This window comes from Herbaspirillum robiniae (assembly GCF_002213415.1).
In the GTDB taxonomy this organism is placed as follows: Bacteria; Pseudomonadota; Gammaproteobacteria; order Burkholderiales; family Burkholderiaceae_D; genus Herbaspirillum; species Herbaspirillum robiniae.
In genome coordinates, this window is sequence record NZ_NJGU01000005.1 from 267,727 (window position 1) to 293,319 (window position 25,593).

Consider the following 25,593-nt stretch of genomic DNA (forward strand, 5'->3'; position numbering starts at 1 on the left):
GATGATTGGCGCGCGGCAATCTCGAGGAAGGGACCGCTCGCATTTCCCCTCTTGGCACGATAAAGAACCGATACACCTTTTCCTCCGGCGCGCCGAAGGAAAGAAGCACAGACATGCTGAAGAAAATAAAAGTCGAGGAACTGGTCCTCGGGATGTATTTCGCCGGCTTCGACGATGCCGCGTGGATGAACCACCCGTTCTGGAAAAACAAGTTCCTCATCAAGAGCACCAATGAACTGAAGCAGGCCCGCGACAGCGGCATCGCCCTGTGCTGGATCGACACCTCCAAAGGCAAGGACGTCGCCGCCGGCGCGCCGCAAGAGCCTGAAGAAGCGCAGGCCGCGCCGGAGCCCGAACCGGTGGCAGCACCCAGGCCGGCGCTGGACCCCACGCTGATGGACGCGCAGGCGCTGCGCGAGACCGCCAAGAAGGCGACCCAGGCCATGTTCGCCGAAGTGCGCATGGGCAAGGTGCTGGACATGGACCGCTGCGTGTCGGTAGTCGAAGACATCGCCAGCTCGGTGCTGCAAAGCCCGAACGCGCTGCTCTCGGTGGTGCGCCTGAAGCTGGCCGACGAATACACCTACCTGCACTCGGTGGCGGTGTGCGCGCTGATGGTGGCGCTGGGCCGCACCCTGGGCATGGACGAGACCGCCTGCCGCGAAGCCGGCCTGGGCGGCTTCCTGCACGACATCGGCAAGGCCTTCATCCCGCATGAGATCCTCAACAAGCCGGGCCGCCTGACCGAAGAAGAATTCACCATCGTGCGCAAGCACCCGGAGCTGGGCTACAAATACCTGAGCCAGGATCCCAACGTGCCCGACTACGCGCGCGACGTCTGCCTGCACCACCACGAAAAGATCGACGGCAACGGCTATCCCGAAGGACAGCGCGGCGGCACCATCACGCTGTACGCGCGCATGGCCGCGATCTGCGACGTGTACGACGCGCTCACCTCCGACCGCCCCTACAAGCACGGCTGGGATCCGGCCGAGGCGATCTCCACCATGGCCTCCTGGACCGGACATTTCGACCGCGCGATGTTCCTGGCCTTCGTCAAGACGCTGGGCATCTATCCGGTGGGCTCCATCGTCAAGCTGGAGTCGGGCCGTTCGGGTTTCGTGATCCGGCAGAACGACAAGGACCTGACGCGCCCGGTGCTCAAGGTGTTCCGCTACAACGACAACATGGAAGTCAGCGACACCGAGATCCTGGACCTGCTGGCCACGCCCGAGGCTGACAGCATCGTCGCGCGCGGCGGCGAGGAGTGGGCGCGGGTCAGCCATCTCGACTCGATGCACCTGCTGAGCACACGCGCACCGTCCTGAGGCGCCGTCGCCGCACAAGAAAAAAGCCCGCTCGATGCGGGCTTTTTTCTTTTTCCACGATACCAATGTCACCGGATCCGTATCTCGACAAAACGGTTGCGCGGCTCCGGCACACCCTTCTTCTGCGGCACGCGCGGCTCGCGCGCGCCCTTGCCGGCCACCTCGATACTCAGGGGTTCGATCTTGGCGCGGATCAGTTCGCGCTCGACCAGGCGCGCGCGGCGCACCGACAACGTCTCGTTGACGGCGGCGCTGCCGATGTCGTCGGCGTGGCCGACCAGGATGAATTCACCGGCGGGGAATTTGCGGAATTCCTCGATGGCCTGCTCCAGCAGCTTGCGCGAATCCGGCGTGAGGCGATCGCTGCCCAGCTCGAACAACAGGTCGTAGCTGCGCGGACGCTGCGGCAGGTTCTGCAGCAAGGGGGAATAGCGCGCCTGCACGTCGCCTTCGTTCAGGGTGGCGGTCTTGCCGGCCTTGCCGCCGGCGGTCTCAACCGAGGCGTAGGGTTGCGCCAGCGCGGTCTCGCCGGAAGCGGTCTTGACCACGATGCTGCTGGACGAACCGTCAGGCTGCGGCAGCAGCACGAAGCGCTCCTTGGGACCGGCGCAACCGGCCAGCGCGAGCAGGGCGATGCAGAGGGCGAGCAGCTTATTCATCGGCCACCTCCACGATGAAGTCGGTGCCGCGAATGCCGATGGTGGCCGTCGGCGTGGCCACCTGCTGGCGATCCGGCGCGTGCTTGCCAATCAGCCCGGAGACGTAGCGCAAGGTGCCCTTGGCCACGCGCACGGCGACGTTGCCTTCGCCGGAACTCTCGTTGTACTTGAAGTCTTCCAGCACGAAGCTGGTCTTGGGTCCGAGCGACATCAGCGTGTCGTCGCGCAGCGTGATGCCGGCGGCGGCATCGGCCGCGGTCACGACCCGGTCGCCCGGATACAGCTTGTCGCCCACCTGCGCGGCGAGCTTCTGCTCCTGGCGCTGCACCTGGACGTCACCGCGCACCACCTTGACGATGCCGGCCTGCGATCGGTCGGTGGGCTTGTCGCCGCCCTTGTCCGGCGTCTGCGCCCAGGCGGCGCCAAGCCACATCGATGCCAGCGCCGCGGCGGCAACGGCTGAACGCCGCGGCCCTTGCGAAACAGTCCCCCGCTTCATGAGTGATCCCCTTGTGGTGGTTGCAATCGTTTTGCTTCGGGGACGCAAGCACGTCACATGCCATGGTCGCCGCAGCAGCGATTATAGGCAAATTCCACCTGGAAACTCATTGCCGGCGAACAATCTCGCGCCTCACACCACGCCGAAGGCGGCGGTGAAGGAGCGGGCGCAGGCCTCGTGCGCGCAGGCGGCCGCGTCGCCGTCGTAGGAGGCCACAAAAGTGGTGGCGGCCTCGAACAGGTCGCCGAACATTTGCACGAATGCGAGGGCCAGGTCTTCCATCTCGTTCTCCTTGGGTTACAGCCCGGCGCGCGATCTGCGTTCCGGCTTGAGAACCATGATGGACTTGCAACATTGCCTTTTCATTACAGACCGGCGCGCCGCGATGTCAATTGAAACAATCGGACCATCGCGGCCGCCGGCGCTTCGGCCCCCGACCATCGTCAAACGCCCTCAATCGACCTCAATCGAGTCAGGCGCCCTCGCCCGCCCTGACCTGCCTGATCGCCGTCTCCCAGCCCTGCATCTTCGCCGCCGCCTCGTCGCGGCCGATGGTCGGCAGGAAGGTGCGCTCCATGCGCCATTGCCCGGACAGCTCGGACAGCCCGCCGTACACGCCGGTGGCCAGCCCCGCCAGGTAGGCGGCGCCCAGCGCGGTGGTTTCGGTGACCTGCGGACGGATCACCGGAATGCCCAGCAGGTCCGCCTGGAACTGCAGCAGCAGGTTGTTGGCCGCCGCGCCGCCGTCCACGCGCAGCTCGGTGATGGGCGACACCGCGTCGCGCACCATGGCGTTCAACAGCGCGGTGCTCTGGAAGGCGATCGATTCCAGCGCCGCGCGCGCGATGTGCGCCACCGTGCTGCCGCGGCTTAAGCCCACGATCGCGCCCTTGGCCGACGGATTCCAGTACGGCGCGCCCAGCCCGGTGAAGGACGGCACGAACACCACGCCGCCCGAGTCGTCCACCGTCGCGGCCAGGCCCTCGACGTCGGTGGACGTCTTGATCGCCTTCAGGCCGTCGCGCAGCCACTGCACCACGGCGCCGCCGATGAAGACGCTGCCCTCCAGCGCGTATTGCTTGCGCTGGTCGGCCTGGCAGGCGGCCGTGCTGATCAGGCCGTTGCGCGAAGTCGCGCACTGGTCGCCGGTATGCAGCAGCATGAAGCAACCGGTGCCGTAGGTGTTCTTGGCCATGCCGGGCGCAAAGCAGGCCTGCCCGAACAGCGCCGACTGCTGGTCGCCGGCGATGCCGGCGATCTTCACCGCCGCGCCCAGGTGCTGGGCGTCGACCTCGCCGTAGATGTGGGAGGAGGCGTGCACTTCGGGCAGCATCGAGCGCGGGATGTCCAGCCACGTCAGCAGCTCCTCGTCCCAGCGCCCGGTGTGGATGTTCCAGAGCATCGTGCGCGAGGCGTTGGATACATCGGAGACATGCAGGCGGCCGCCGGTCAGGTTCCAGATCAGCCAGGCGTCCACCGTGCCGAACAGCAGCTCGCCGCGTTGCGCGCGCTCGCGCAGGCCCGGCACGTTGTCGAGTATCCAGCGCAGTTTGGTGCCGGAGAAATACGGGTCGAGCACCAGCCCGGTCTTGGCCTGGATGGCCTCGCCCAGGCCGCGCTCGCGCAAGCGCGCGCACACCGTTTCGGCGCGCCGGTCCTGCCAGACCACGGCGTTGTACACCGGGCGGCCGCTGGCGCGTTCCCACACCACCGTGGTCTCGCGCTGGTTGGTGATGCCCAGCGCGGCCAGTTCGCCGGCCTTGATGCCGCTTTGCTCCAGCACCCGGCGCGCGGTCTGCAGCTGGCTGTTCCACAGCTCCAGCGGATCGTGTTCGACCCAGCCCGGCTGCGGGAAGATCTGCGGGAACTCCTGCTGGGCGGTCGCCACGATGGCGCCGCTTTCGTCGAAGATGATGCTGCGGGAACTGGAGGTTCCCTGGTCGAGGGCGAGCAGATATGCCATGAGATCCCTTACTGAATTCGTCGCCGCCGCTTGTTTCGCACAAGCTGCGGCGGATAAAAAAGACGCCATCCCGACCTTCGCCGGAATGACGTCCTGGCCAGCTGTCAGGCTTGAATCAGCCGATCAGCGTACGCGGCCGTCCTTCCAGGCCTGCAGCAGCTTGTCGTAGGCGATGGTCTCGCCCTTGGGCTTTTCGTTGGCCAGCTTGGTCCACGGCGCGCCCTTGTCGGACATCCAGCTGGCCGGATCCTTCTTCGGGTTCAGCTTGGGGGCGCACTGCTTCATGCCGGCGCGCTGCAGGCGCGCCATGATGCCGTCCATCTCGTCGGCCAGGTTGTCCATCGCGCCTTGCGGGGTCTTCTCGCCGGAGATCGCCGCGGAGATGTTCTTCCACCACAGCTGCGCCATCTTCGGATAGTCGGGCACGTTGTTGCCGGTCGGCGTCCATGCCACGCGCGCCGGGCTGCGGTAGAACTCGATCAGGCCGCCGTACTTGGCCGCGTTCTTGGTGAAGTACTCCGAGCGGATGTCGGAATCGCGGATGAAGGTCACGCCCACGATGGACTTCTTCAGCGACACGGTCTTGGAGGTGGTGAACTGCGCGTACAGCCAGGCGGCGGCCATCTGGTCAGGCGGCGTGCTCTTCAGGAAGGTCCACGAGCCGACGTCCTGGTAACCGTTCTGCATGCCGTCCTTCCAGTACGGGCCGTGCGGGCCGGGCGCCATGCGCCACTTGGGCGAGCCGTCGGTGTTGACCACCGGCAGGCCCTGCTTGGTCATGCCGGCGGTGAAGGCGCTGTACCAGAAGATCTGCTGCGCGATATGGCCCTGGGCGGGCACAGGGCCGGCTTCGGAGAAGGTCATGCCCAGCGCTTCGGGCGGTGCGTACTTCTTCATCCAGTCCAGGTACTTGGTCAGCGCGTAGACCGCGGCCGGCGAGTTGGTGGCGCCGCCGCGCGCCATCGAGGCGCCGACCGGGGTGCACTTGTCGTCTGCCACGCGGATGCCCCACTCGTCCACCGGCAGGCCGTTGGGCAGGCCCTTGTCGGCGGCGCCGGCCATCGACAGCCAGGCGTCGGTGAAGCGCCAGCCCAGCGACGGATCCTTCTTGCCGTAGTCCATGTGGCCGTAGATCTTCTTGCCGTCCAGTTCCTTCACGTCGTTGGTGAAGAAGGCGGCGATGTCTTCATACGCGGACCAGTTCTGCGGCACGCCGAGGTCATAGCCGTACTTGGCCTTGAACTTGTCCTGCAGGTCCTTGCGCGCGAACCAGTCGGCGCGGAACCAGTACAGGTTGGCGAACTGCTGGTCGGGCAGCTGGTATAGCTTGCCGTCGGGGGCGGTGGTGAAGCTGGTGCCGATGAAATCCTTCAGGTCCAAGCCGGGGTTGGTGTATTCGCGGCCGGGGCCGGCCATGTAGTCGGTCAGCACCACGGTCTGGCCGTTGCGGTAGTGGGTGCCGATCAGGTCGGAGTCGTTGACCCAGCCGTCGTAGATGGACTTGCCCGACTGCAGCGAGGTCTGCATCTTCTCGACCACGTCGCCTTCCTGGATCACGTCGTGGATGACCTTGATGCCGGTGATCTCTTCGAAGGCCTTGGCCAATGTCTTGGATTCGTAGGCGTGGGTATCCAGCGTTTCGGACACCACATGGATTTCCTTGACGCCCTTGGCCTTCAGCTTGGCGGCGGTATCGATGAACCATTGCATCTCATCGACCTGTTGCTTGCGCGACAGGGTGCTGGGCTGGAACTCCGCGTCGACCCATTTCTCGGCGGCCTTGGTATCGGCCCAGACATTGCCGGCGATGCCGGCCATCGCCAGCGCAGCCGTCAGCACAGTTAGTTTGAATTTCTGCATCATGTCTCCTCGTCACCTTCCCAAAGATGGCCGCGCCGGGGTGGGAAGGACATTCCCCGGGACGTTGTTTCATTCCGGCCTTGTGGAAGACCGGAAATCAAATACGGCAAAGCCTCAGCCCTTGCGCATGATCAGCAGCAGGGCCACGAAGCCGATGGCGGCCGCGTACCACTGGTCGAGGTCGGTCAGGCCGACCCAGGCCAGGTTGATGTAAGCCGCGCACAGCAAGCCGATGAACAGGCGGTCGCCGCGGGTGGTGCGCATCGGCAGGAACCCCTTGCGCTCGGTGGTGGGTGAACGGATCTCCCACACCGTCATGCCCACCAGCATCAGGGCGATGCAGGCGAAGAAGATCGCCACCGGCAACGTCCACGACATCCAGGAAAACGCATTGGCCATGATCACACCCTCCCCATCGCGAAGCCCTTGGCGATATGGTTGCGCACGAACCAGATCACCAATGCCCCGGGAACGATCGTCAGCACCCCGGCCGCGGCCAGGATGCCCCAGTCCATGCCGGCCGCCGACGCGGTGCGGGTCATGATGGCGCTGATCGGCTTGGCGTTGACCGAGGTCAGCGTGCGCGCCAGCAGCAGCTCGACCCAGCTGAACATGAAGCAGAAGAAGGCGGTCACGCCCACGCCCGACTTGATCAGCGGCAGGAAGATGCGGATGAAGAAACGCGGGAAGGAGAACCCGTCGATATAGGCGGTCTCGTCGATCTCGCGCGGTACGCCCGACATGAAGCCTTCCAGGATCCACACCGCCAGCGGCACGTTGAACAGCATGTGCGCCAGCGCCACGGCGATGTGGGTGTCGGACAGGCCGATGGTGGAGTACAGCTGGAAGAACGGCAGCAGGAACACCGCCGGCGGCGTCATGCGATTGGTCAGCAGCCAGAAGAACATGTGCTTGTCGCCGAGGAAGCGGTAGCGCGAGAACGCGTACGCCGCCGGCAGCGCCACCAGCAGCGACATGACGGTATTCATCGCCACGTAGATGATGGAGTTGATGTAGCCGGAGTACCACGAGGGGTCGGTGAAGATCACCTTGTAGTTGTTCAGCGTCGGCGCGTTCGGCCAGAGCGTGAAGACCGACAGCGTCTCCTCGTTGGTCTTGAGCGAAGTGTTGAACAGCCAATACAGCGGGATGAGCGTGAAGGCTACATACAGCGCCATCACCAGCAGCCGCGGCAGGCCGCCCTGGTCTTGTTTATTCATGATTGCCGCCCGATTCTTGGTTGCCGTTGCCTGCGCTCTGCATCCAGTTGTAGAGCACGAAGGACAGCAGCAGGATGATGAGGAAATAGATCAGCGAGAACGCCGCGGCCGGTCCCAGGTCGAACTGGCCGACCGCCTTCTGCGTCAGGTACTGGCTGAGGAAGGTGGTCGAGTTGCCAGGACCGCCGCCGGTCAGCACGAAGGGCTCGGTGTAGATCATGAAGCTGTCCATGAAGCGCAGCAGCACCGCGATCACCAGCACGCCGCGCATCTTGGGCAGCTGGATGTAGCGGAACACCGCCCAGCGGCTGGCGCCGTCGATCTGCGCGGCCTGGTAGTAGGCGTCGGGGATCGAGCGCAGGCCGGCGAAGGCCAGCAGCGCCACCAGCGGCGTCCAGTGCCACACATCCATCACCAGCACGGTGATCCAGGCGTCGCCCGGGTTGGACGCATAGTTGTAGTTGGCGCCCAGCAGGTTTAGCACATAACCGCCCAGGCCGATGTCGGCGCGGCCGAAGATCTGCCAGATGGTGCCCACCACGTTCCATGGGATCAGCAGCGGCATGGCCAGGATGACCAGCGTGGCCGAGGACTTCCAGCCCTTGTGCGGCATCGCCAGCGCCAGCACGATGCCCAGCGGGATCTGCACCAGCAGCACGCAGAACGAGAAGATCAGCTGGCGCAGCAGCGCCGAATGCAGCTCGCCGTCGCGCATCACTTCCTTGAACCACTCAAGGCCGACGAACACGCTCTGCTCGGGGCTGATGATGTCCTGCACCGAGTAGTTGACCACCGTCATCAGCGGGATGATCGCGGAGAACGCGACCGTCAGGAACACCGGCAGGATGAAGAACCAGGCCTTGTTGTTGTATGGCTTGTTCATGACTTAGCGCCCTATTCTTTCGTCGTTGCTGAAGTAGATCGTCTCCGGCTTGGCCAGGCGCAGCCATTGCGGCCCCTGCGCCACGCGCACCGACGGCGCGACCCTGGCCTTGACGGTCAGGCCGTCGAACTGCGCCGTCACCAGCTGGCTGGTGCCCAGATGCTGGACCTGCGTGACGTCGGCGCTGACCGCGCCGGCCGCGCCGGCTGCGGCCAGTTCGACGAACTCGGGACGGATGCCCAGCTTCAGCGGGCCGCCGGCGTCCTTGAGCGCCTGCAGTTGCGCCGCTTCCAGCTGCACGCGCTGGCGACCGATCAGCACCGCGTCGCCCTCGACGTCGAGCGGGCAGAAATTCATGCCCGGGCTGCCGATGAAATAGCCGACGAAGGTATGGTCGGGCCGCACGAACAGCGCCTCCGGCTTGCCCTGCTGCACCACCTTGCCTTCGGTCATGACCACCACCTCGTCGGCGAAGGTGAGCGCCTCGACCTGGTCGTGGGTGACGTAGATCAGCGTCAGCTTCAGCTGGTGGTGGATCTCCTTCAACTTCTGGCGCAGCTCCCACTTCATGTGCGGATCGATCACCGTCAGCGGTTCGTCGAACAGGATCGCCGCCACGTCCTTGCGCACCAGGCCGCGGCCCAGCGAGATCTTCTGCTTGGCGTCGGCCGAGAGGCCGGCGGCGCGCTGCTTAAGGTCGCGCGTGAGGTCCAGCATCTCGGCGATCTCGCGCACCCGCGCCTGCACTTCGCGCTCGGGCATCTTGCGGTTGCGCAGCGGGAAGGCCAGGTTGTCGAACACGCTCATGGTGTCGTACAGCACGGGGAACTGGAACACCTGCGCGATATTGCGTTCGCGCGTGGCCTTGTGCGTCATGTCCGCGCCGTCGAACAGCACCTGCCCTTCAGACGGCTGCAGCAGGCCCGAGATGATGTTCAACAGCGTCGACTTGCCGCAGCCGGACGGGCCCAGCAGCGCATAGGCGCCGCCGTCTTCCCACACCATGTTCATCGGCTGCAGGGCGTAGTCCTTCAGGTCGGCCGGCTTGCCGCCGCCGTAGGCGTGGCCCAGGTTCTTGAATTCAATGCGCGCCATGTCAATGCGTCTCCGTCGGGGCGCTCAGCAGGCGGCCCTCTGTGTCGAACAAAAATACCTGCGCCGCGCCGATGCTGACCTTGACCGTGCTGCCGATCTCGAACTCGTGCACGCCGGGCAGCTGCGCCACCAGCGGCACGTCGCCATGGCGCAGGTGCATATAGGTTTCGGATCCGCTCAGCTCGGCCAGCACCAGGCGGCAAGACAGGCTCACGCCGACGCCGGCCAGCGCCTGCAGGCGCACGTCGTTGCAGCGGATGCCGACCTTGCAGCGCTGCCCCGGCGACAAGCTCAGGCCGCGTCCGGCGATCTCCAGCACGCTGCCGTCTTCCAGGCGCAGCGCATCGGCGGAGCTGGCGGTGGCGTCCAGCAGGTTCATCGGCGGATCGTTGAAGATCGCGGCGACCTGCGTCGACGCCGGCGCATTGAACAGCTGCAGCGTCGGCGCGAACTGCAGCAGCCGGCCCTCGTGCATCACGGCGGTGTGGCCGCCCAGCAGCAGCGCCTCCTGCGGTTCTGTGGTGGCGTAGACCACGGTGGTGTCGCCGGCGGCGAACAGCGAGATCAGCTCGCTGCGCAACTCCTCGCGCAGTTTGTAGTCGAGGTTGACCAGCGGCTCGTCCAGCAGCACCAGCGGCGCGCGCTTGATCAGCGCGCGCGCCAGCGCGGTGCGCTGCTGCTGGCCACCCGAGAGTTCGCCCGGCAGGCGCTGCAGCAGGTGCGAGATGTGCAGCTTCTCGGCGATCTCGGTCACGCGCTGGTGGATCTCCTGCTGCGGCGTCTTCTGCAGGCGCAGCGGCGAAGCGATGTTTTCGTACACCGAGAGGCCGGGATAATTGATGAACTGCTGGTACACCATGGCCAGGTTGCGCTCGCGCACGCCCACGCCGGTGACATCCTTGCCGTCCACCAGGATGCGGCCGCCGGTGGGCTTGTCGAGCCCGGCGATGATGCGCATGAGCGAAGTCTTGCCGGCCTGGGTCGGGCCCAGCAGCACGTTGATGCCGCCCGCCGCCAGCGTCAGGTCAAGCGGGTACAGGTGCGTCTCGGCACCGACCGTCTTGACCACTTGTTTCAGTTCCAGGGTCACACTGTCTCCTTGCTGCTTTTCTGATGATTGCTTGCGACTACAAAGGCTAGGCGTGGGTGCCTTGCGTATTGCCATGCGCGCCGGCCTGCGCGTGCTGCGCCAGCCAGGCTTCCAGCCGGGCCACGTGCTGCGGCCCGCAGTACAGGCCCAGCTTGCTGCGGCGCCAGAGGATGTCGTCGGCGCCGCGCGCCCATTCGGTGTCGGCGAGGTAGCGCGCTTCGGCTTCGAAGAGGCCCGGGGCCAGCTCTTCGCCCAACGCCGCCAGGTCCTGGGCGCCGGCCAGCAGCCGTTCGGCGCGCGCGCCGTAGCTGCGCGCATAGCGCCTGGCCAGCGCGTCAGGCAACCAGGGATGACGCGCGCGGAAGTCGCGCAGGAAACCGTCGAAGTCGTAACGCCCCACCAGCTCGCCGGCCTGCTGCAGGTCGCCGCCCGGCAACGGCGCGCCGGCCGTCCACGACTGCGTTTGCACGCCCAGGCCGGGCGAGAGCATGGCCATCGCTTCCTCGGCCAGCTTGCGGTAGGTGGTGATCTTGCCGCCCCAGACGTTGAGCATGGGGGCGCCCGCGTCGTCGAGCTCGAGCAGGTAATCGCGCGTGACGGCGGAGGCGTTCTCGGAACTGTCGTCGAGCAGCGGGCGCACGCCGGAGTAGGTCCACACCACATCCTGCGCCGAGATCTGGCGCGTGAAATAGCGGTTGGCCATCTGGCACAGGTAGGCCACTTCCTCGGCGCTGATCTCCACCTTGCCGGCGTCGCCGTGGTATTCGAGGTCGGTGGTGCCGATCAGCGTGAAGTCATCCTGGTAGGGAATGGCGAAGATGATGCGCTTGTCCGGGTTCTGGAAGATGTAGGCGTACGGATGATCGAACAGCCGCTTGACGACGATGTGGCTGCCCTTGATCAGGCGCAGGCCGTAACTCTTCTTCGCGCCCGGCACCGCCTCGGCAAAACGCGCGGCCCAGGGACCGGCGGCGTTGACGATGGCGCGCGCGCGCACCTCGATGACTTGCGTGCGGCCGTCGGCCTCGCTCTCCAGCACGGCGTGCCAGCGGTCGCCGTCGCGGCGCGCGCTCACGCAGCGGGTGCGCGTGAGGATGCGGGCCCCGCGTTCGTGGGCGTCCAGCGCATTGAGGCTGACCAGGCGCGCGTCGTCGACCCAGCCGTCGGAATAGACGAAGCCCTTGCGGTAACCGCCCTTGAGCGGCTTGCCGGCGGCGTGCTCGCGCAGGTTCAGGCCGTGCGATGCGGGAAGGATTTCGCGCTTGGCCAGGTAGTCGTACATCAGCAGCCCGGCGCGGATCATCCATGCCGGACGCTGGTTGGCGTCGTGCGGCATGACGAAGCGCAAGGGCCAGATGATGTGCGGCGCGGCGCGCAGCAGCACTTCGCGCTCCTGCAGCGCCTTGCGCACCAGCTTGAATTCGTAGTACTCGAGATAGCGCAGGCCGCCGTGGATCAGCTTGGTGCTGGCCGACGAGGTGTGCTGCGCCAGATCGTGCTGCTCGCACAGGATCACGCGCAAGCCGCGGCCCGCGGCATCGCGTGCGATGCCCGCGCCGTTGATGCCACCGCCGACCACCAGAAGATCGTATTCGAGCGCCATTCGCGTTGTCTCCGCTTTTTGACCACAGCCATTTCTCATGTGCTGCTAATTTTTTCAGTACGATACGCGACAACGCGAAAAATAATCAACAATTATTTGTTGTTTTCAGTTCGTTTATGTTTTTAAATGTTCATCTCTGATAACTTTTATCGACCATGATGCTCAATCCACGGCAACAAACCCTGCTGGAATGCGTCCGCAAGCACATCACCATCTCCGTGGAAGAGCTTGCGCAACAGCTCAACGTCACCACGCAGACGGTGCGCCGCGACGTCAAGGCCATGGTCGACGCCAAGCTGCTGGCGCGCTATCACGGCGGCGTGGGGCTGCTCTCCTCGACCGAAAACATCGCCTACCCGCAACGCCAGGTGATGAACGCCGACGCCAAGCGGCGCATCGGCCGCGCCGTGGCCTCGCGCGTGCCGGACGGCTGCTCGCTGATCCTCAACCTCGGCACCACCACCGAAGAAGTCGCGCAGGCCCTGCACCGGCACAAGAACCTGCACGTGGTCACCAACAACCTCAACGTGGCCAGCATGCTGGCCAGCAATGCGGAGTCCGAAGTGATCATCGCCGGCGGCGTGGTGCGCGCGCGCGACCGCGGCATCGTCGGCGAGGCGACCATCGATTTCATCCGCCAGTTCAAGGTCGACATCGGCATCATCGGGATTTCCAGCATCGAGATGGACGGCGTGCTGCGCGACTTCGATGCACGCGAGGTCAAGGTCGCGCAAACCATCATCGAGCAGTCGCGCCAGGTCTGGCTGGTGGCGGATTCCAGCAAGTTCGGCCGCCAGGCGCTGGTGAAGATGGCGCACCTGTCGCAGATCGACGTGCTGTTCACCGACGCGCCGCCGCCACCGGAACTGGCCAAGCTGCTGGCCGAGACCGATGTCGAGGTGGTGCTAGCCAAGTAAGGCCGGGGCATCGTCTCGGCCTATTTCCACCCGATTCACGATGTGGATCAAACCCGCCGCAATCGCCGATTTACGCACGCCTCCCCGCGGAGGATAGTGAACCGGCGGGCAAGCGAATCTCTGCGGCGGGAACAATGATTCCACGCCGCCGCTGTCCCGCGTCTCTTTTTGAATTCCCCTCAAGGAGCGCACATGACGCAAACCATGAAAGCGGCGGTCGTCCGCGAATTCGGCAAGCCCCTCTCCATCGAAGAAGTGCCGGTGCCCACACCCGGCCCGGGCCAGATCCTGGTGAAGTTCGAAGCCAGCGGCGTATGCCACACCGACCTGCACGCCGCGCACGGCGACTGGCCGGTCAAACCCAATCCCCCGTTCATCCCCGGCCACGAAGGCGTGGGCTACGTCGCCGCGCTGGGCGCCGGCGTGAAGCGCATCAAGGAAGGCGACCGCGTGGGCGTGCCCTGGCTGCACACCGCCTGCGGCTGCTGCCAGCCCTGCCGCACCGGCTGGGAGACGCTGTGCGCCGACCAGCAGAACACCGGCTACTCGGTCAACGGCAGCTTCGCGCAATACGGCCTGGCCGATCCGGATTACGTCGGCGTCCTGCCGGCCGCGCTGGAATTCGGCGCAGCCGCGCCGGTGCTGTGCGCCGGCGTCACCGTCTACAAGGGCCTGAAGGAAACCGAGGTCAGGCCCGGCGAGTGGGTGGTGATCTCCGGCATCGGCGGCCTGGGCCACATGGCCGTGCAATACGCCAAGGCCATGGGCATGCACGTGGTGGCGGCCGACATCCATGAAGACAAGCTGGCGCTGGCCAAAAAACTCGGCGCCGACATGGTGGTCGACGGCCGCAACGCCAACGCCGTGGCCGATGTCCAGCGCATCGTCGGCGGCGCGCATGGCGCGCTGGTGACGGCGGTGTCGCCCAAGGCAATGGAACAGGCCTTCGGCTTCCTGCGCGCGCGAGGCACGATGGCGCTGGTCGGCCTGCCGCCCGGCGACATCACGCTGCCGGTGTTCAACACCGTATTGAAACGCATCACCGTGCGCGGCTCCATCGTCGGCACCCGGCAAGACCTGGAAGAATCACTGGCCTTCGCCGCCGAGGGCAAGGTCGCCGCGCATTTCAGCTGGGACCGGCTGGATAACATCAACGCCATCTTCGCGCGCATGGAACAGGGCAGGATCGATGGCCGCATCGTGCTCGACCTGAGCTGAATAGCGCATCCGGCAACACATGAAAAAGGGAGGCATCGCCTCCCTTTTTCATACGGTAACGGCATCGCCCCGCCTGTGCCTCACCAGAAGCCCAGCAGCTTCCACCACAGCATGCCCACGGTGGCGAACACCAGCAGCTCGAACGCTGCCATCACCAGCCCGACGCCCCACCACTTCCCCATCGAGACGTAACCGCTGCCGAAAATGATCGGCGAGGTACCGGTGGCATAGTGGGTCAGCGTCATCATCACGGCCGAGCCGGCAGTCATCATCAGCATGAACGGCGTCACGTATTGCGGCGGCAGGAGCTGCGCGCCGACGGTGAGGAAGGCCAGCAGCATGGCGCTGATGTGCGCGGTGGTGCTGGCGAAGAAATAGTGCGACAGCACGAACACCAGCAACAGCACCGCCGCCACCGAAAACCATCCCATTCCGCTGGCGACGATGGCGCCCTTCATGGCGTCGGAGAACCAGGCGACCACGCCGGTCTTGTTCAGCTGCTCGGCCAGCATCACCAGCGCGCCGAACCACACCAGCGTATCCCAGGCGCTCTTTTCGGAGAGCACATCATCCCAGTCGATGGTGCCGGTGATGATCAGCACGAACAGGCCGACGAAGGCCACCACCGTCGGATCCAGCGTGAAGGCCGCGCCCAGCAGCATCGCCGGCACATTGGCCCACAGCAGCAGGAGCAGGGCGAAGGTGCCCAGCATCACCTTCTCGCTGGCGCCCAGCGCGCCCATCTTCTCCAGCTCGCCGCGCGCGTAGCCTATCGCGTCGGGCGTGGCCTTCAACTCGGGAGGAGACAGCAGGTAGATCACCAACGGCATCGCCAGCAGGCACACCAGCCCCGGCAGCAGCATGCACAGCGCCCAGGTGGTCCACGACAACTGCAGCGCGTGGCCGGTCGCCTTGGCGACGTAGTTCACCACCAGCGGGTTGGGCGCGGTCGCGGTCAGGAACATGGCCGAAGTGATCGGATTCGCGTGGTAGTTGACCAGCGCCAGATAGCTGCCCACCTTGCCTTGCGTACCCTTGGCCGGATCCGAATCGAAGGCATTGGCGATCGACTTCATGATCGGATGCACGATGCCGCCGCCGCGCGCGGTATTGCTGGGCGTGAACGGCGCCAGCACCAGCTCGCAGATGGCCAGTCCGTAGCCGATGCCGATGGTGCGCCGGCCCAGGAGCGCAATGAACATCAGCCCGACGCGCTTGCCCAGCCCGGTCTTCTTCAGTCCGCGCGAAATCAGGATGGCGACCACGATCAGCCAGATCAGCGGATTGGAGAAACTGGCCAGCGCATCGGCGATCGCCCCCTTCGATGAGTTCGACGTCACCTGCGACAGCGAGACGATGACGATGGCCATCATCGCCATCACTCCGATGGGCATCACCTTGAGGATGATGGCCACGATGGTGGTCAGGAAGATCGCCACCAGGCTCCACGCCTTGGGATCGAGCCCCTGCGGACAGGGCGCGAGCAGCAGCAGGATCAGTACTGCCGTAGTGATCAGCGCAGGAACCAGGCGGAAGGGAACGGCGTCGTTGAAGTAGAGGAAGGTCGCTTTGAGTTTGGCGAGCATGAAGACATCCCGGTAGCAATTGAATGGCGGGGCGCCATCGGCATTGCCGCAGAGCATCCCCGGCTTCAGTATAGCCAGCTGTACCGCGGATGAAGGATCTGAATGGGGTGGACTTGATCTGTGCCGGGGAATGCGGATTTTTTGTTGGGGCGGACGTGCGTTTCGCCGCATCGACAGGAGAAATCCGGCAGGAAATCACCCCTCGGTGTACGCAGTTTATACGAGCGTCATACAGGCCACACAGAACAGGGAATCGGCAGGACTCTTCTCACTCCCGGATCCGTACAGATCACCCACCGGAGCTTTTTATATCCGGGACTCCGCTGCCGCACAAGGAACGACGGTCTCCTGGCCATTACCCTCGTCGGATTGCGGGCAGGACTTCTTCGCCCCTTCATGGATGGTCTTCAGGGCTTGCGCGACCTCGGCCTCGAACAATGCGGACTCCACATCCCGTATCGGCTCGCTGTCGAACACGATCTGTTGCGCGTGCGGATTGTTGGGCGCCCAGACCAGGTGGTTGACGGGGATGGTCCGGTCAGGCGCTGCCCTGGTGATGTACTTCTTGTCCTGGAAATAATCCTGAAACTTGCTGTTCAACAAGAACATTTCGTGAGACCGCACGACCTTGATGCTGGTGCTGACCGGGGCAACGGGCACCGTGTTGATATAGAAGGCGATGGTGTTCTTCTGATAGCACGTCGCCATGTGCACGATGGCGGTATCGACCGACACCACGATATCCGCCAGCTCGATGAGCGGTATGACGTCCAGCACGCTTTGCGAGTCGAAGAGAGAGGCGTGCTCCGAAGCCTGCACATGCCGGGTTCGTTCCTTTTCGCCGATCAGCACGACATGGTATCGGCTGCTCAGCAGCCGGCACACAATCCCGATCTGCTCGTCCGACAGAAAGCGTGCGGCAACGCTGCCAAAGGGGTTGAAGACGGCGATCTTCTTCCCCTCTGGATTATCCAGGGACTGCAGGAACGACGAGGCCTTCTTCCTGATCTCGTCGCTGACAAACAGTTCGTAGTGCAGGTCATCCGGCGTCACGTGCAGCTGATCCAGCAAGGTGCGCAGCTGGACGGTGACATGACTCTCAGGCGAATAATAGGGAATAGAAAAATTGAATGTGGCGAGATCACTCTTATTGAAGCCGGCCAGAATCGGCGTCTTGATATACGAGCAAAAAGCAATGTTCTTGAGATCGACGAAGCGATTACATCTGACATCTACCGCCAGATCGAACGTGTGCTTCCGGACTTCTCTGATCGAGTGGAGCCACGCATTCAGGCTGCTGTCGTCATAGGCGAACGTGCCGCTGACATGCGGGTTGTACTCAATGATATCCAGGGAGGGCTTCCTGGAGGACACATAGACCGCATAACCACATCTGGACAGATTCCTGATCAGCGCCGTGGTGGCAATCATGTCGCCAATACGATCATTTCTGACAATCAGGACTTTCTTTACCGATGACAAATCATATTGTTCTTTTCTGGGCCGCAAGACATATTTGAGCAACCCCATCAGCGCATAACGCATGCGCAATTTCCATCGTTTCACCAGGAAATTCTGTTCCCAGTTATATTCGCGCAGCGTCTGCTTGAATGTTTTTCCCATTTCTCACCAAGATATCTGCTTGATCTGAACAACCGATTCGTATTGACGTGACGAAATGCTGTTCATTGCGGCGTGCGAATTCCTGCAGCACTCGACAATGGTCTTGATTTCAGCCAGTCGTCAATTTTCTTGCAGAATTTCCCCTCTCCATTTTTGCCCCAACATTCATTGGACTCCGAAGGCGGTCATCGCGGCATGCCATTTGATGGCGCCCGCTGCTCGCACTGTCTCGAAGATCCCCGCTTCTCTTTGCACAAGTTTGCAATGATATCTCAAGGGTTTCATGGCACCGCGACTTGGTCAGGTCACCGTTGCCTCTTTGTCGACTCAGTCCAAAAGAAAAAAGGGACTCCGATCTCTCGGAATCCCTTACTGGTACTGGTGGCCCCCCCGTGAGTCGAACACGGCACCAACGGATTATGAGTCCCTCGCGATGGGCAACATTGAACAACTATGCCTAGCAATATGGGCGATTAGAAGGACTCAGGGCACTTTAGGAAAGCGTTAGGTCACTACACGGTTGAACCTTTGTTGACCCATGTCGCAAATCGGCAATGGAAAGATCTATAGTTTTATATACTGGATGTTTAGTGTGATCGCTTCGCTATAACGCAAAACAAAGTAATCACCATCAACAGGATAAAACCGGCTCTGTGGCAGAGCAGCCGAAGCAGTAGCGGAAGAATCAGCGCTCGCCAGTCCGTCAGCGGTTTCTGCGGACTTATCGGCGCCAATTGGCCGTCGAGATACATCCTGCAAGATTAATCGATCTAGCACACCATCTGCATTCACGAAAAACTCGTCCAAGATGCCTTTATAAAGAACAGCATCCCCTGCCACATCAACTATCGCAGAAATGTAAATGAAGTCCGGCTGTTCCTCTTCCGAAAAATCAGCTCCGGTAAGAAGATAGTACCAAGGTGCTTTATGAAATCGGAAATATCGAGCCGCGAATGAATCAATTCGATCAAGTCTTAATTCCTTGATGCCCCATCGCAAAACAGTTGGAATGACATAAGCACCGAATATGATCGAAGCAAAGTACACCTCTACTTGATCGGCTTTCCCCGAAATCTCTTTTATGGCATCAGCCTGACTTGCTTGATGTGCGGAGATAAGTTTTAACAGTATCCCGATATCAAAATAGTTTTCGAAGAAAAAGGCCGCGCCAGCTATCCAAATGGCATGCAAAATTGCGGCCCAAGTTGTCGCTTCAACAACAACCTCGCCGAAAGGAGAATAATCAAGCGAAGTTAATTCAACATGCTTGAATCTAGAACGGAATAAAAAACCTGGCAGGAGAATGAGGAATACAACTAATGCAGGCAACGCCAAATTCATAAATTAGGCGGCTTTTGCTACGACGCGAGGTCTAACGGTAATAGATTTACCGCCAGGTACTGTGATCTCGATGGCGATGCTCGAATATCTACCGTTATCAGCGAGCCGCTCTGATTTATCTTCCAAAAAGTGGCGCAACTGAGCCTTTCCCTGAGGATTAGCCAGCACTTCCTTTGCAAGTTGTGATTTCAGAGCTTTCATGATGCCTCTACTATGACATAAAACAATTAATTTGCGACGTTATGTTGTCGCATTGAAAACTGAAATACAGACACTTCAATCAAATCTAGCGAGCAATAATTCTGGCTTCGCTTTCACGCCCTTTCAAAGCGCGTAGCATCTTCGCCCGCTCATCCTTATTAGCCGTTCGAATTTCTTGCTTTAATGTCCATATTTTCTTATGCCTTGAATTAGGCAAGAGAACTTGCTCGTTGGAAACAATAACTCCTGTAACCGTTTTTGCAGAGTATGGTGCGAACGTTTTGGACTTTTTCTCCTTCGTCTTAAAGCCATGCCGCCTTATAACACCGCGAACTTTGGCTAAAAACTCCTTCGTCGCCCCTGGGCCTGACACCGTGACATCATCTACATAAAGTGTCATTCTATTTCCAGCCGAGGAGGCAAGTCTTGCGATCTCGTCAAACATTGGCAGCGCAGCAAAAAAGGCAACTCTCCCGCCTAACGGGCTCCCAGTTGGGAGATGCTGCTTATAGCAGCAAATGTCTGCCAAAATCCCAGCCACATCCTTCGCACAACGAAATTCAGTCACGAACATATTCCAAACCATGTAGTGCGTGGTACTAGGATAGAACTTTGAAATGTCGGTTTTGGCGAGTAGATGAGGGCCTATATGCTGACGAGCGTTATCTACATACGAGCGACCTTTTTGAGAAAAGACATACTCTGGAAGATCTATCCGAGATAACAAGTCACTGATTCTTTTGTGCACACTCTCCAGCCACCCAATCGGTTGCTGAATCTCACGGCCAGTTTCAGTCATCCACACACGATAACTTTTAGGATTGAGTAATCTATCCAAACAATCTAGGTCGATGCCTAGAAGCTCCGCTAATTTGCCTTTCCCTAGCAAACCATAGAGAGGCGATTGATTTAACGAGTAACGCACTTTAGCCATGTGACAAAGCGTCCTTCTCATCAATCCACTCAAGTAACCTCAGAATTTTGTCTGCCGCGGCTACACGCAATTTTTCACTGGGACGTCGTTCGTTGCTCATCTGCTCTGAAAAAAGCAAGATAGATGACACAGGCATCTTAAAGAGCTGGGAATATTTTTCGAGTAAATCCATTCCTGGCGCCTTCACGCCTTTTTCGATTTCACTCAGATAGGAATTGGAGACGCCAAGCTGCTTAGCCAACTCAATTTGCTTCAACTGATGATAGGTTCTGAGCAACCGAAGGGCTCGGTTCAACATGATAGTCCTTAAAAATAAGAGAGGTGCGAGCTCATTTGAAGTGGTCGATAAGGCGGACGACCAAGCTAATTAAATTCAAAACAAAAGCTGCTGCCTTGAAAGTGCCTGGACGCTTGAACCACGAACTCTTCTTACGTACTCGCCCCTGCCGCTGGGAGGTTTTAAGGTCACGCATGTGATCTCCTTGGTTATGCCATCAACAGGATGTCGATGACCGTCGTCCATAACCAAGCAAAGCTAACGGCAGGTTCTCCTCTCTTACCCGTAATGCATGTTCGGGGTCGTCCCGAACATGCTCGCCTTCGGCGGCATATTGATCATCATGACATCGCAGGATGAGCGGCATGCGCTGAAAACGAAATAGAGCCAAAACGCAGCTCCACGAACCGCGATCGCGGTCCACATAACAACGGTTGTACTTTGCTAACCTCAACACGAATACTACGAAAATCGTTTTGAAAATGCAATATTTATTTCGCTAATAGCGAAATAAATATGCAGATTTACGTATTTCACGATCGGTAAGTGATGAGCTCTCCTACGCATTTCGATGATCTGCTACGATTCACCCTTATTGCCTGGGGGATACATACATGAAATGTCACGTTGTTACGCTAGTCGCTGCAGCCACCGTTCTGTCAGTCACGCAATCTGCGAACGCTGGTTCGCCGGCTGACAAGATCACTCAGCATTTCGCGGAGAACAAGGAAGCTTGCACGTTTATCGGGACGTTCCCGATCACCGTCTCTCCTGGCTCGCTGTCGCCTTCGGTGACGTCGATAATGAATGAAGATGTACCCGCGCAGATGCTCGCTTTAGAGAAGGCCGGGGTAGTAAAACGAAGTAAGGTGGCGAAAGTCATAAAGGCAGGAGCCGCTCAAGGCAAAGTTGAAATGATCAACTTTGACCTCACCGAACTTGGCGCCAAATACTTCGGCAACCGAGAAAGTGACATCGTGACCATGTCAGGTCTAAAACACGTGACTCGCCCTGAGCTGTGTTTTGCCACTCAAAAATTGATCAGCATCAAGAAAACAGATGAAGGCAAAACGGCTGACGGGCGAAAAAAAGCAGTAGTCACCTATCAACTGACTATCACGCCTAATGACTGGGCCAAAGGAAAAGACATAAGTGACGCATTTCCCGAGATTCGTCGTTCATTGCAAAAATCTGGAAAAGATCTGAGCAGGACATTACTGAATGACGACGGTAAGTGGATCTTCGCGTTATAAGCCTAGCATTGCTCTGCGGCAGAAATATCAGGCCTGTTGACCGCAGAGCCTGCGTTAAAAATGCGTATCTTATTCGTTAATGATCGCCAACTTTGACCCAGTCCCTTCGACGCATCTATCGACCATGGCAAAAACCATTCTTAATGGCGAAGTGGATCTTTCCCACGCATACCGGACTTTCGAACGCCTTCAACAAGAAAGCGGAGATATAGAGGGCATCTACTGGTACAAGGTAGCGTGCTTCGTGAAGGAATCAGAAGAAGCCCAAGCACGAGCGCTTGCTGCGAAAACATCCGTAGAAACGCAAAAACCTGTCGACGGCTCAAAATAGTTTACGGTTTTCTTTACTGAGCCACTTTCGTTAGCTGCAACACAAGCAGGATTTCCGATCTGGATGTCTCGCTATTATTAGATCGAAAAAAAGATGGCAAAAAGGAGAATCCAGTTCTCCCATAGGTCTCCTTATTTTCAGCTAGTCCACCCAAGACAATAATCTCGCCATCCGACAAGGACACGTTCGTCTGAACCTCACGCTTATTCAACGTCGGGCTACCGTTCACTGTTGAATTGCATCCAAAACTGACCCACTTAACCCCATAAATTGCATCCAAAGTTGACCCACGTTTAAGACACAATCCTGCTCAAGACAGCGAGCAGGAGATCGGAGTGATAGACGTGGTATTACTTGGAATCATTCGGCGCTGGTACATCAGAGATCGCGTCTCGATCAGGGAGATAGCCCGCAGGCTAGACATCTCCCGAAATACTGTTCGCCGCTACATTCGATCCGAAGCGGCCGAGCCCTCCTACGCCAGCAGGCAATCAGCGAGTTCGCTTGATGAATACGCCCCCAAGCTCTCAGCCTGGCTAGTCTCAGAATCCGCAAAGTCACGCAAGCAACGCAAAACGCTTAAACAGATGTTTCTCGACTTGAGAACCCTCGGCTACGAGGGCTCCTATGACCGCGTGGCGGCATTCGGACGAGAGTGGAAGGTGGGTCAAATGGAGAGGGTCAAATCTGCGAGCAAATCAACAGATCTACCACATCCATGCCGCGATAAAACTCAACGTCGAAAAGCGCCATCTTTATTTGCCGACAAATAATCTGCGTTGACCTTCGGTTGAACCTCAGCATAAAAAAAGGGACTCCGATTTCTCGGAATCCCTTTTAGATACTGGTGGCCCCCCCGTGAGTCGAACACGGCACCAACGGATTATGAGTCCGCTGCTCTAACCAAGCATGAGCTAGGGGGCCAAAAAATCAGCCGGCGATTTTAACATCCTCGCCGGCTGGTTCTGACACCCGTTGGATCAATTTCCTTCGAGGAAGCTCTTCAGCTTGTCGGAGCGCGATGGGTGGCGCAGCTTGCGCAGCGCCTTCGCCTCGATCTGGCGGATACGTTCGCGGGTGACGTCGAACTGCTTGCCGACTTCTTCCAGCGTGTGGTCGGTCGACATTTCGATGCCGAAGCGCATGCGCAGGACCTTCGCTTCGCGCGGGGTCAGCGAGTCCAGGATGTCCTTGACCACGCCGCGCATCGAAGCGTGCAACGCCGCGTCGGCCGGGGCCAGCGTGTTGTTGTCTTCGATGAAGTCGCCCAGGTGCGAATCGTCGTCGTCGCCGATCGGCGTTTCCATGGAGATCGGCTCCTTGGCGATCTTCATGATCTTGCGGATCTTGTCTTCCGGCATTTCCATCTTGATCGCCAGCGTTGCCGGATCCGGCTCGGCGCCGGTTTCCTGCAGGATCTGGCGCGAGATGCGGTTCATCTTGTTGATGGTCTCGATCATGTGCACCGGAATACGGATGGTGCGCGCCTGGTCGGCGATGGAGCGGGTGATGGCCTGACGGATCCACCAGGTCGCGTAGGTCGAGAACTTGTAGCCGCGACGGTATTCGAACTTGTCCACCGCCTTCATCAGGCCGATGTTGCCTTCCTGGATCAGGTCCAGGAACTGCAGGCCGCGGTTGGTGTACTTCTTGGCGATCGAGATCACCAGACGCAGGTTGGCCTCGGTCATTTCACGCTTGGCCATGCGCGCCTTCTTCTCGCCGGCGCCCATCTTCTTGTTGATGGCGCGCAGGTCCTGCAGCGGCAGCACGACGCGCGCCTGCAGGTCGATCAGTTTCTGCTGCAGTTCCTTGATGGCCGGCACGTTGCGGCTCAGCACGGCGCTGTAGTCGTGGTTGGCGGCGACTTCGCCGTCGACCCAGTCCAGGTTCACTTCATTGCCGGGGAAGACCTTGATGAAGTGGGTGCGCGGCATGTTGCACTTGTTGACGGCAACGTCCAGGATCTGGCGTTCGACCTGGCGCACTTCGTCCACCTGCGCGCGCAGCGTGTCGCACAGCTTCTCGACGATCTTGGCGGTGAAGCGGATGCCCAGCAGCTCGTTGGAGATGATCTCCTGCGCCTTGACGTAGGGCTTGGAGTTGTAGCCTTCCTTCTCGAAGGCCTTGCGCATGTTCTCGAACTGGGTGGCGATGACGCCGAACTTGCCCAGCGCGTCGCGCTTGAGCTGCTCCAGCTGCTCGGCGGAGAAGCCGGCGGCGCCCGAGCTGTTGCTCTCGCCTTCGTCTTCTTCCTCTTCGTCTTCTTCTTCCTCTTCGTCCTCGTCCGATTCGTCGGAGTCGGAAGCGGCTTCAACCTGCTGTTCGCTTTCGTTGGGGTCGACCAGGCCGTCGACGATTTCGTCGACCTTGATCTCGTCCTTGGAGATGCGGTCGGCCGCGGCCAGGATCTCGGCGATCGTGGTCGGGCAGGCGGAGATGGCCTGGATCATGTCCTTGAGGCCGTCTTCGATGCGCTTGGCGATTTCGATTTCGCCTTCGCGGGTCAGCAGCTCGACCGAGCCCATTTCACGCATGTACATGCGGACCGGGTCGGTGGTGCGGCCGAAGTCGGAGTCGACGGTCGACAGCGCGGCTTCGGCCGCGGCTTCGGCGTCGTCGTCGCTGGCCACGTTGGCCACGTTGTCCGACAGCAGCAGGGTTTCGGCGTCAGGGGCGTGCTCGTAGACCGAGATGCCCATGTCGCTGAAGGTGCCGATGATGCCTTCGATGGCTTCCGGATCGACGATGTTTTCCGGCAGGTGGTCGTTGATTTCGGAGAAGGTCAGGAAACCGCGCTCCTTGCCCAGCTTGATCAGGGTCTTGAGCTTCTGGCGACGACGCTCCAGCTCTTCTTCGCTGGCCTCGGTGTCGGAGGAGAAGGCGTCCTTCAGCAGGGCCTTTTCCTTGGCCTTGCGGTCCTTGGCCTTGGCCTTGTCGACGGCCTTCAGTTCGGCGCGTTCGACGGCGTTGAGCGCTGCGACTTCTTCGCTCTCGGGCTGGAATTCCTTGGGTTTGCGGCCACGGCGGCCCGGCACCTTGACGGACGGCAGGACATAGCCCGACGTGTCGATGGCTGCCAGCGCAGCGGCATCAGTGGTTTGGCTTACGCTCGACGATGCGGTCGCGCTGACGTCTTTGCCTTCGACCGCTGCTGCTTTGGTCGTCTTGGCTGTCTTGGTTTCGGGTTTCTTGGTGGTCACGGAAGTCTTCGATTTCACAGAAACCGCTTTTTCGGCGGCTTGAGGTAACTTTTTGGCTGGCGTTGCAGTCGCCTGGGGCGCTGCGGCGCGGGCCGGCTTGGCGGGAGCCGCCTTGGCTACCGCTTTGTTGGGCGTCGCTGCTGATGCAGTCTTTACTGCTGCAGTCTTGGCCGCCGCGGTCCTGTCTACCGCTTTTACGGCTTTGGCCGTGGTTGCAGTCGTCTTGACTGCAGCAGGTTTGGCGGCTGACGCCCTGGGTGGTTTGGCAATGGCGGTCGATTTTACCGCCGTTGCCGTCTTCGTGCTGCTGGTGCTCTTTGCGGACGCTGCTGGTGTTTTTGCGGGTTTCTTCATTGCATTTGCCATAGAATCAACTGCCAATTGAGATATCCACTCATTGCGCCAATCAAGTCATGCTAATGATGCAACTCCGGCACCGGCTTACCCGGTAGACTCCGGCTGCACGCGCAACGTTCCTTTTTGCCTATGCGGCCCTCAATCGCGGAAGA

General features: G+C 60.6%; 26 protein-coding genes and 1 tRNA gene. 6 read left to right on the forward strand and 21 right to left on the reverse strand.

Annotated features, from left to right (window positions below):
* The first annotated feature begins 113 nt into the window (after positions 1-113).
* A complete protein-coding gene (locus CEJ42_RS10565; RefSeq protein ID WP_079216580.1) occupies positions 114-1,328 on the forward strand; it encodes a cyclic di-GMP phosphodiesterase in 1,215 nt (404 codons plus the stop codon).
* 68 nt (positions 1,329-1,396) lie between these two features.
* On the opposite strand, the gene CEJ42_RS10570 is transcribed toward CEJ42_RS10565, so the two are convergent.
* From CEJ42_RS10570 to glpD, 11 genes are all read right to left on the reverse strand, one after another.
* Positions 1,397-1,987, reverse strand: coding sequence for an OmpA family protein (locus CEJ42_RS10570; protein WP_079216582.1), 591 nt, complete (start codon positions 1,985-1,987; stop codon positions 1,397-1,399).
* Positions 1,980-2,420: a FecR family protein gene (locus CEJ42_RS10575; RefSeq protein ID WP_088751010.1), complete on the reverse strand. Its 441-nt coding sequence runs from the start codon at positions 2,418-2,420 to the stop codon at positions 1,980-1,982. Before CEJ42_RS10575 ends, CEJ42_RS10570 begins: the two co-directional genes overlap by 8 nt.
* A 198-nt stretch (positions 2,421-2,618) precedes the next feature.
* A complete protein-coding gene (locus CEJ42_RS25005) occupies positions 2,619-2,768 on the reverse strand; it encodes a hypothetical protein (protein WP_158522563.1) in 150 nt (49 codons plus the stop codon).
* A 190-nt stretch (positions 2,769-2,958) separates the two neighbouring features.
* The gene (gene glpK / locus CEJ42_RS10580; RefSeq protein WP_088751012.1) at positions 2,959-4,449 is read right to left on the reverse strand and encodes a glycerol kinase GlpK; all 1,491 of its coding nucleotides are present in this window, start codon (positions 4,447-4,449) and stop codon (positions 2,959-2,961) included.
* A gap of 123 nt (positions 4,450-4,572) precedes the next feature.
* The gene (locus tag CEJ42_RS10585; RefSeq protein WP_420809797.1) at positions 4,573-6,267 is read right to left on the reverse strand and encodes an ABC transporter substrate-binding protein; all 1,695 of its coding nucleotides are present in this window, start codon (positions 6,265-6,267) and stop codon (positions 4,573-4,575) included.
* A 156-nt stretch (positions 6,268-6,423) separates the two neighbouring features.
* Positions 6,424-6,708 carry a DUF2160 domain-containing protein gene (locus tag CEJ42_RS10590; RefSeq protein ID WP_079219196.1) on the reverse strand — a complete coding sequence of 95 codons (285 nt, stop codon included), beginning with the start codon at positions 6,706-6,708 and terminating at the stop codon, positions 6,424-6,426.
* Between the two features lie 2 nt (positions 6,709-6,710).
* Positions 6,711-7,529, reverse strand: a complete 819-nt coding sequence (locus CEJ42_RS10595) for a carbohydrate ABC transporter permease (protein WP_079216590.1) — start codon at positions 7,527-7,529, stop codon at positions 6,711-6,713.
* Positions 7,522-8,412 (reverse strand): carbohydrate ABC transporter permease, encoded by an 891-nt coding sequence (locus CEJ42_RS10600; RefSeq protein WP_079216592.1) that lies wholly within the window; start codon positions 8,410-8,412, stop codon positions 7,522-7,524. Before CEJ42_RS10600 ends, CEJ42_RS10595 begins: the two co-directional genes overlap by 8 nt.
* A gap of 3 nt (positions 8,413-8,415) precedes the next feature.
* Positions 8,416-9,507, reverse strand: coding sequence for an ABC transporter ATP-binding protein (locus tag CEJ42_RS10605; protein WP_088751014.1), 1,092 nt, complete (start codon positions 9,505-9,507; stop codon positions 8,416-8,418).
* Position 9,508: 1 nt separating this feature from the next.
* Positions 9,509-10,597: an ABC transporter ATP-binding protein gene (locus CEJ42_RS10610; protein WP_088751016.1), complete on the reverse strand. Its 1,089-nt coding sequence runs from the start codon at positions 10,595-10,597 to the stop codon at positions 9,509-9,511.
* A gap of 46 nt (positions 10,598-10,643) precedes the next feature.
* Positions 10,644-12,200, reverse strand: a complete 1,557-nt coding sequence (gene glpD, locus CEJ42_RS10615) for a glycerol-3-phosphate dehydrogenase (protein ID WP_088751018.1) — start codon at positions 12,198-12,200, stop codon at positions 10,644-10,646.
* Between the two features lie 158 nt (positions 12,201-12,358).
* Between glpD and CEJ42_RS10620 the strand changes: the two genes are divergently transcribed.
* Both CEJ42_RS10620 and adhP read left to right on the forward strand, forming a co-directional pair.
* A complete protein-coding gene (locus CEJ42_RS10620; protein WP_079219197.1) occupies positions 12,359-13,117 on the forward strand; it encodes a DeoR/GlpR family DNA-binding transcription regulator in 759 nt (252 codons plus the stop codon).
* A gap of 192 nt (positions 13,118-13,309) precedes the next feature.
* Positions 13,310-14,335: an alcohol dehydrogenase AdhP gene (gene adhP / locus CEJ42_RS10625; protein ID WP_088751020.1), complete on the forward strand. Its 1,026-nt coding sequence runs from the start codon at positions 13,310-13,312 to the stop codon at positions 14,333-14,335.
* A gap of 80 nt (positions 14,336-14,415) precedes the next feature.
* Here the strand turns inward: adhP and CEJ42_RS10630 are convergent, their stop codons facing one another.
* From CEJ42_RS10630 to CEJ42_RS25010, 7 genes are all read right to left on the reverse strand, one after another.
* Positions 14,416-15,921, reverse strand: coding sequence for a DASS family sodium-coupled anion symporter (locus tag CEJ42_RS10630; RefSeq protein ID WP_088751164.1), 1,506 nt, complete (start codon positions 15,919-15,921; stop codon positions 14,416-14,418).
* 306 nt (positions 15,922-16,227) lie between these two features.
* Entirely contained in the window at positions 16,228-17,544 is a 1,317-nt protein-coding gene (locus CEJ42_RS10635; RefSeq protein WP_088751022.1) for a glycosyltransferase family 9 protein, read from the reverse strand.
* Between the two features lie 564 nt (positions 17,545-18,108).
* Positions 18,109-18,885 carry a hypothetical protein gene (locus CEJ42_RS24460; RefSeq protein WP_129587695.1) on the reverse strand — a complete coding sequence of 259 codons (777 nt, stop codon included), beginning with the start codon at positions 18,883-18,885 and terminating at the stop codon, positions 18,109-18,111.
* A gap of 3 nt (positions 18,886-18,888) precedes the next feature.
* Positions 18,889-19,086 (reverse strand): hypothetical protein, encoded by a 198-nt coding sequence (locus CEJ42_RS24465; RefSeq protein ID WP_129587696.1) that lies wholly within the window; start codon positions 19,084-19,086, stop codon positions 18,889-18,891.
* A gap of 85 nt (positions 19,087-19,171) precedes the next feature.
* The gene (locus tag CEJ42_RS10640; protein ID WP_243397839.1) at positions 19,172-20,020 is read right to left on the reverse strand and encodes a reverse transcriptase family protein; all 849 of its coding nucleotides are present in this window, start codon (positions 20,018-20,020) and stop codon (positions 19,172-19,174) included.
* Positions 20,013-20,318, reverse strand: coding sequence for a helix-turn-helix transcriptional regulator (locus CEJ42_RS10645; RefSeq protein ID WP_088751024.1), 306 nt, complete (start codon positions 20,316-20,318; stop codon positions 20,013-20,015). Before CEJ42_RS10645 ends, CEJ42_RS10640 begins: the two co-directional genes overlap by 8 nt.
* Positions 20,319-20,349: 31 nt before the next feature.
* Entirely contained in the window at positions 20,350-20,493 is a 144-nt protein-coding gene (locus CEJ42_RS25010; protein WP_165774418.1) for a hypothetical protein, read from the reverse strand.
* 418 nt (positions 20,494-20,911) lie between these two features.
* Here CEJ42_RS25010 and CEJ42_RS10650 point away from each other — a divergent pair, with 418 nt between their 5' ends.
* Both CEJ42_RS10650 and CEJ42_RS24470 read left to right on the forward strand, forming a co-directional pair.
* Positions 20,912-21,550, forward strand: a complete 639-nt coding sequence (locus tag CEJ42_RS10650; protein ID WP_088751026.1) for a hypothetical protein — start codon at positions 20,912-20,914, stop codon at positions 21,548-21,550.
* A 124-nt stretch (positions 21,551-21,674) separates the two neighbouring features.
* Positions 21,675-21,881, forward strand: a complete 207-nt coding sequence (locus CEJ42_RS24470; protein ID WP_129587697.1) for a hypothetical protein — start codon at positions 21,675-21,677, stop codon at positions 21,879-21,881.
* 13 nt (positions 21,882-21,894) lie between these two features.
* On the opposite strand, the gene CEJ42_RS25425 is transcribed toward CEJ42_RS24470, so the two are convergent.
* On the reverse strand, positions 21,895-22,110 hold the full coding sequence (locus tag CEJ42_RS25425; protein ID WP_088751028.1) for a bacterial type II and III secretion system family protein: 216 nt from the start codon (positions 22,108-22,110) through the stop codon (positions 21,895-21,897).
* Positions 22,111-22,225: 115 nt separating this feature from the next.
* Here CEJ42_RS25425 and CEJ42_RS24475 point away from each other — a divergent pair, with 115 nt between their 5' ends.
* Positions 22,226-22,654, forward strand: coding sequence for a helix-turn-helix domain-containing protein (locus CEJ42_RS24475; RefSeq protein ID WP_420840756.1), 429 nt, complete (start codon positions 22,226-22,228; stop codon positions 22,652-22,654).
* A 72-nt stretch (positions 22,655-22,726) separates the two neighbouring features.
* On the opposite strand, the gene CEJ42_RS10660 is transcribed toward CEJ42_RS24475, so the two are convergent.
* Together CEJ42_RS10660 and rpoD are read right to left on the reverse strand one after the other, a co-directional pair.
* A tRNA-Ile gene (locus CEJ42_RS10660) sits at positions 22,727-22,805 on the reverse strand.
* 56 nt (positions 22,806-22,861) lie between these two features.
* Complete coding sequence (gene rpoD, locus CEJ42_RS10665) at positions 22,862-25,450, reverse strand: RNA polymerase sigma factor RpoD (RefSeq protein ID WP_079216606.1); 2,589 nt, start codon at positions 25,448-25,450, stop codon at positions 22,862-22,864.
* Positions 25,451-25,593: the final 143 nt, after the last annotated feature.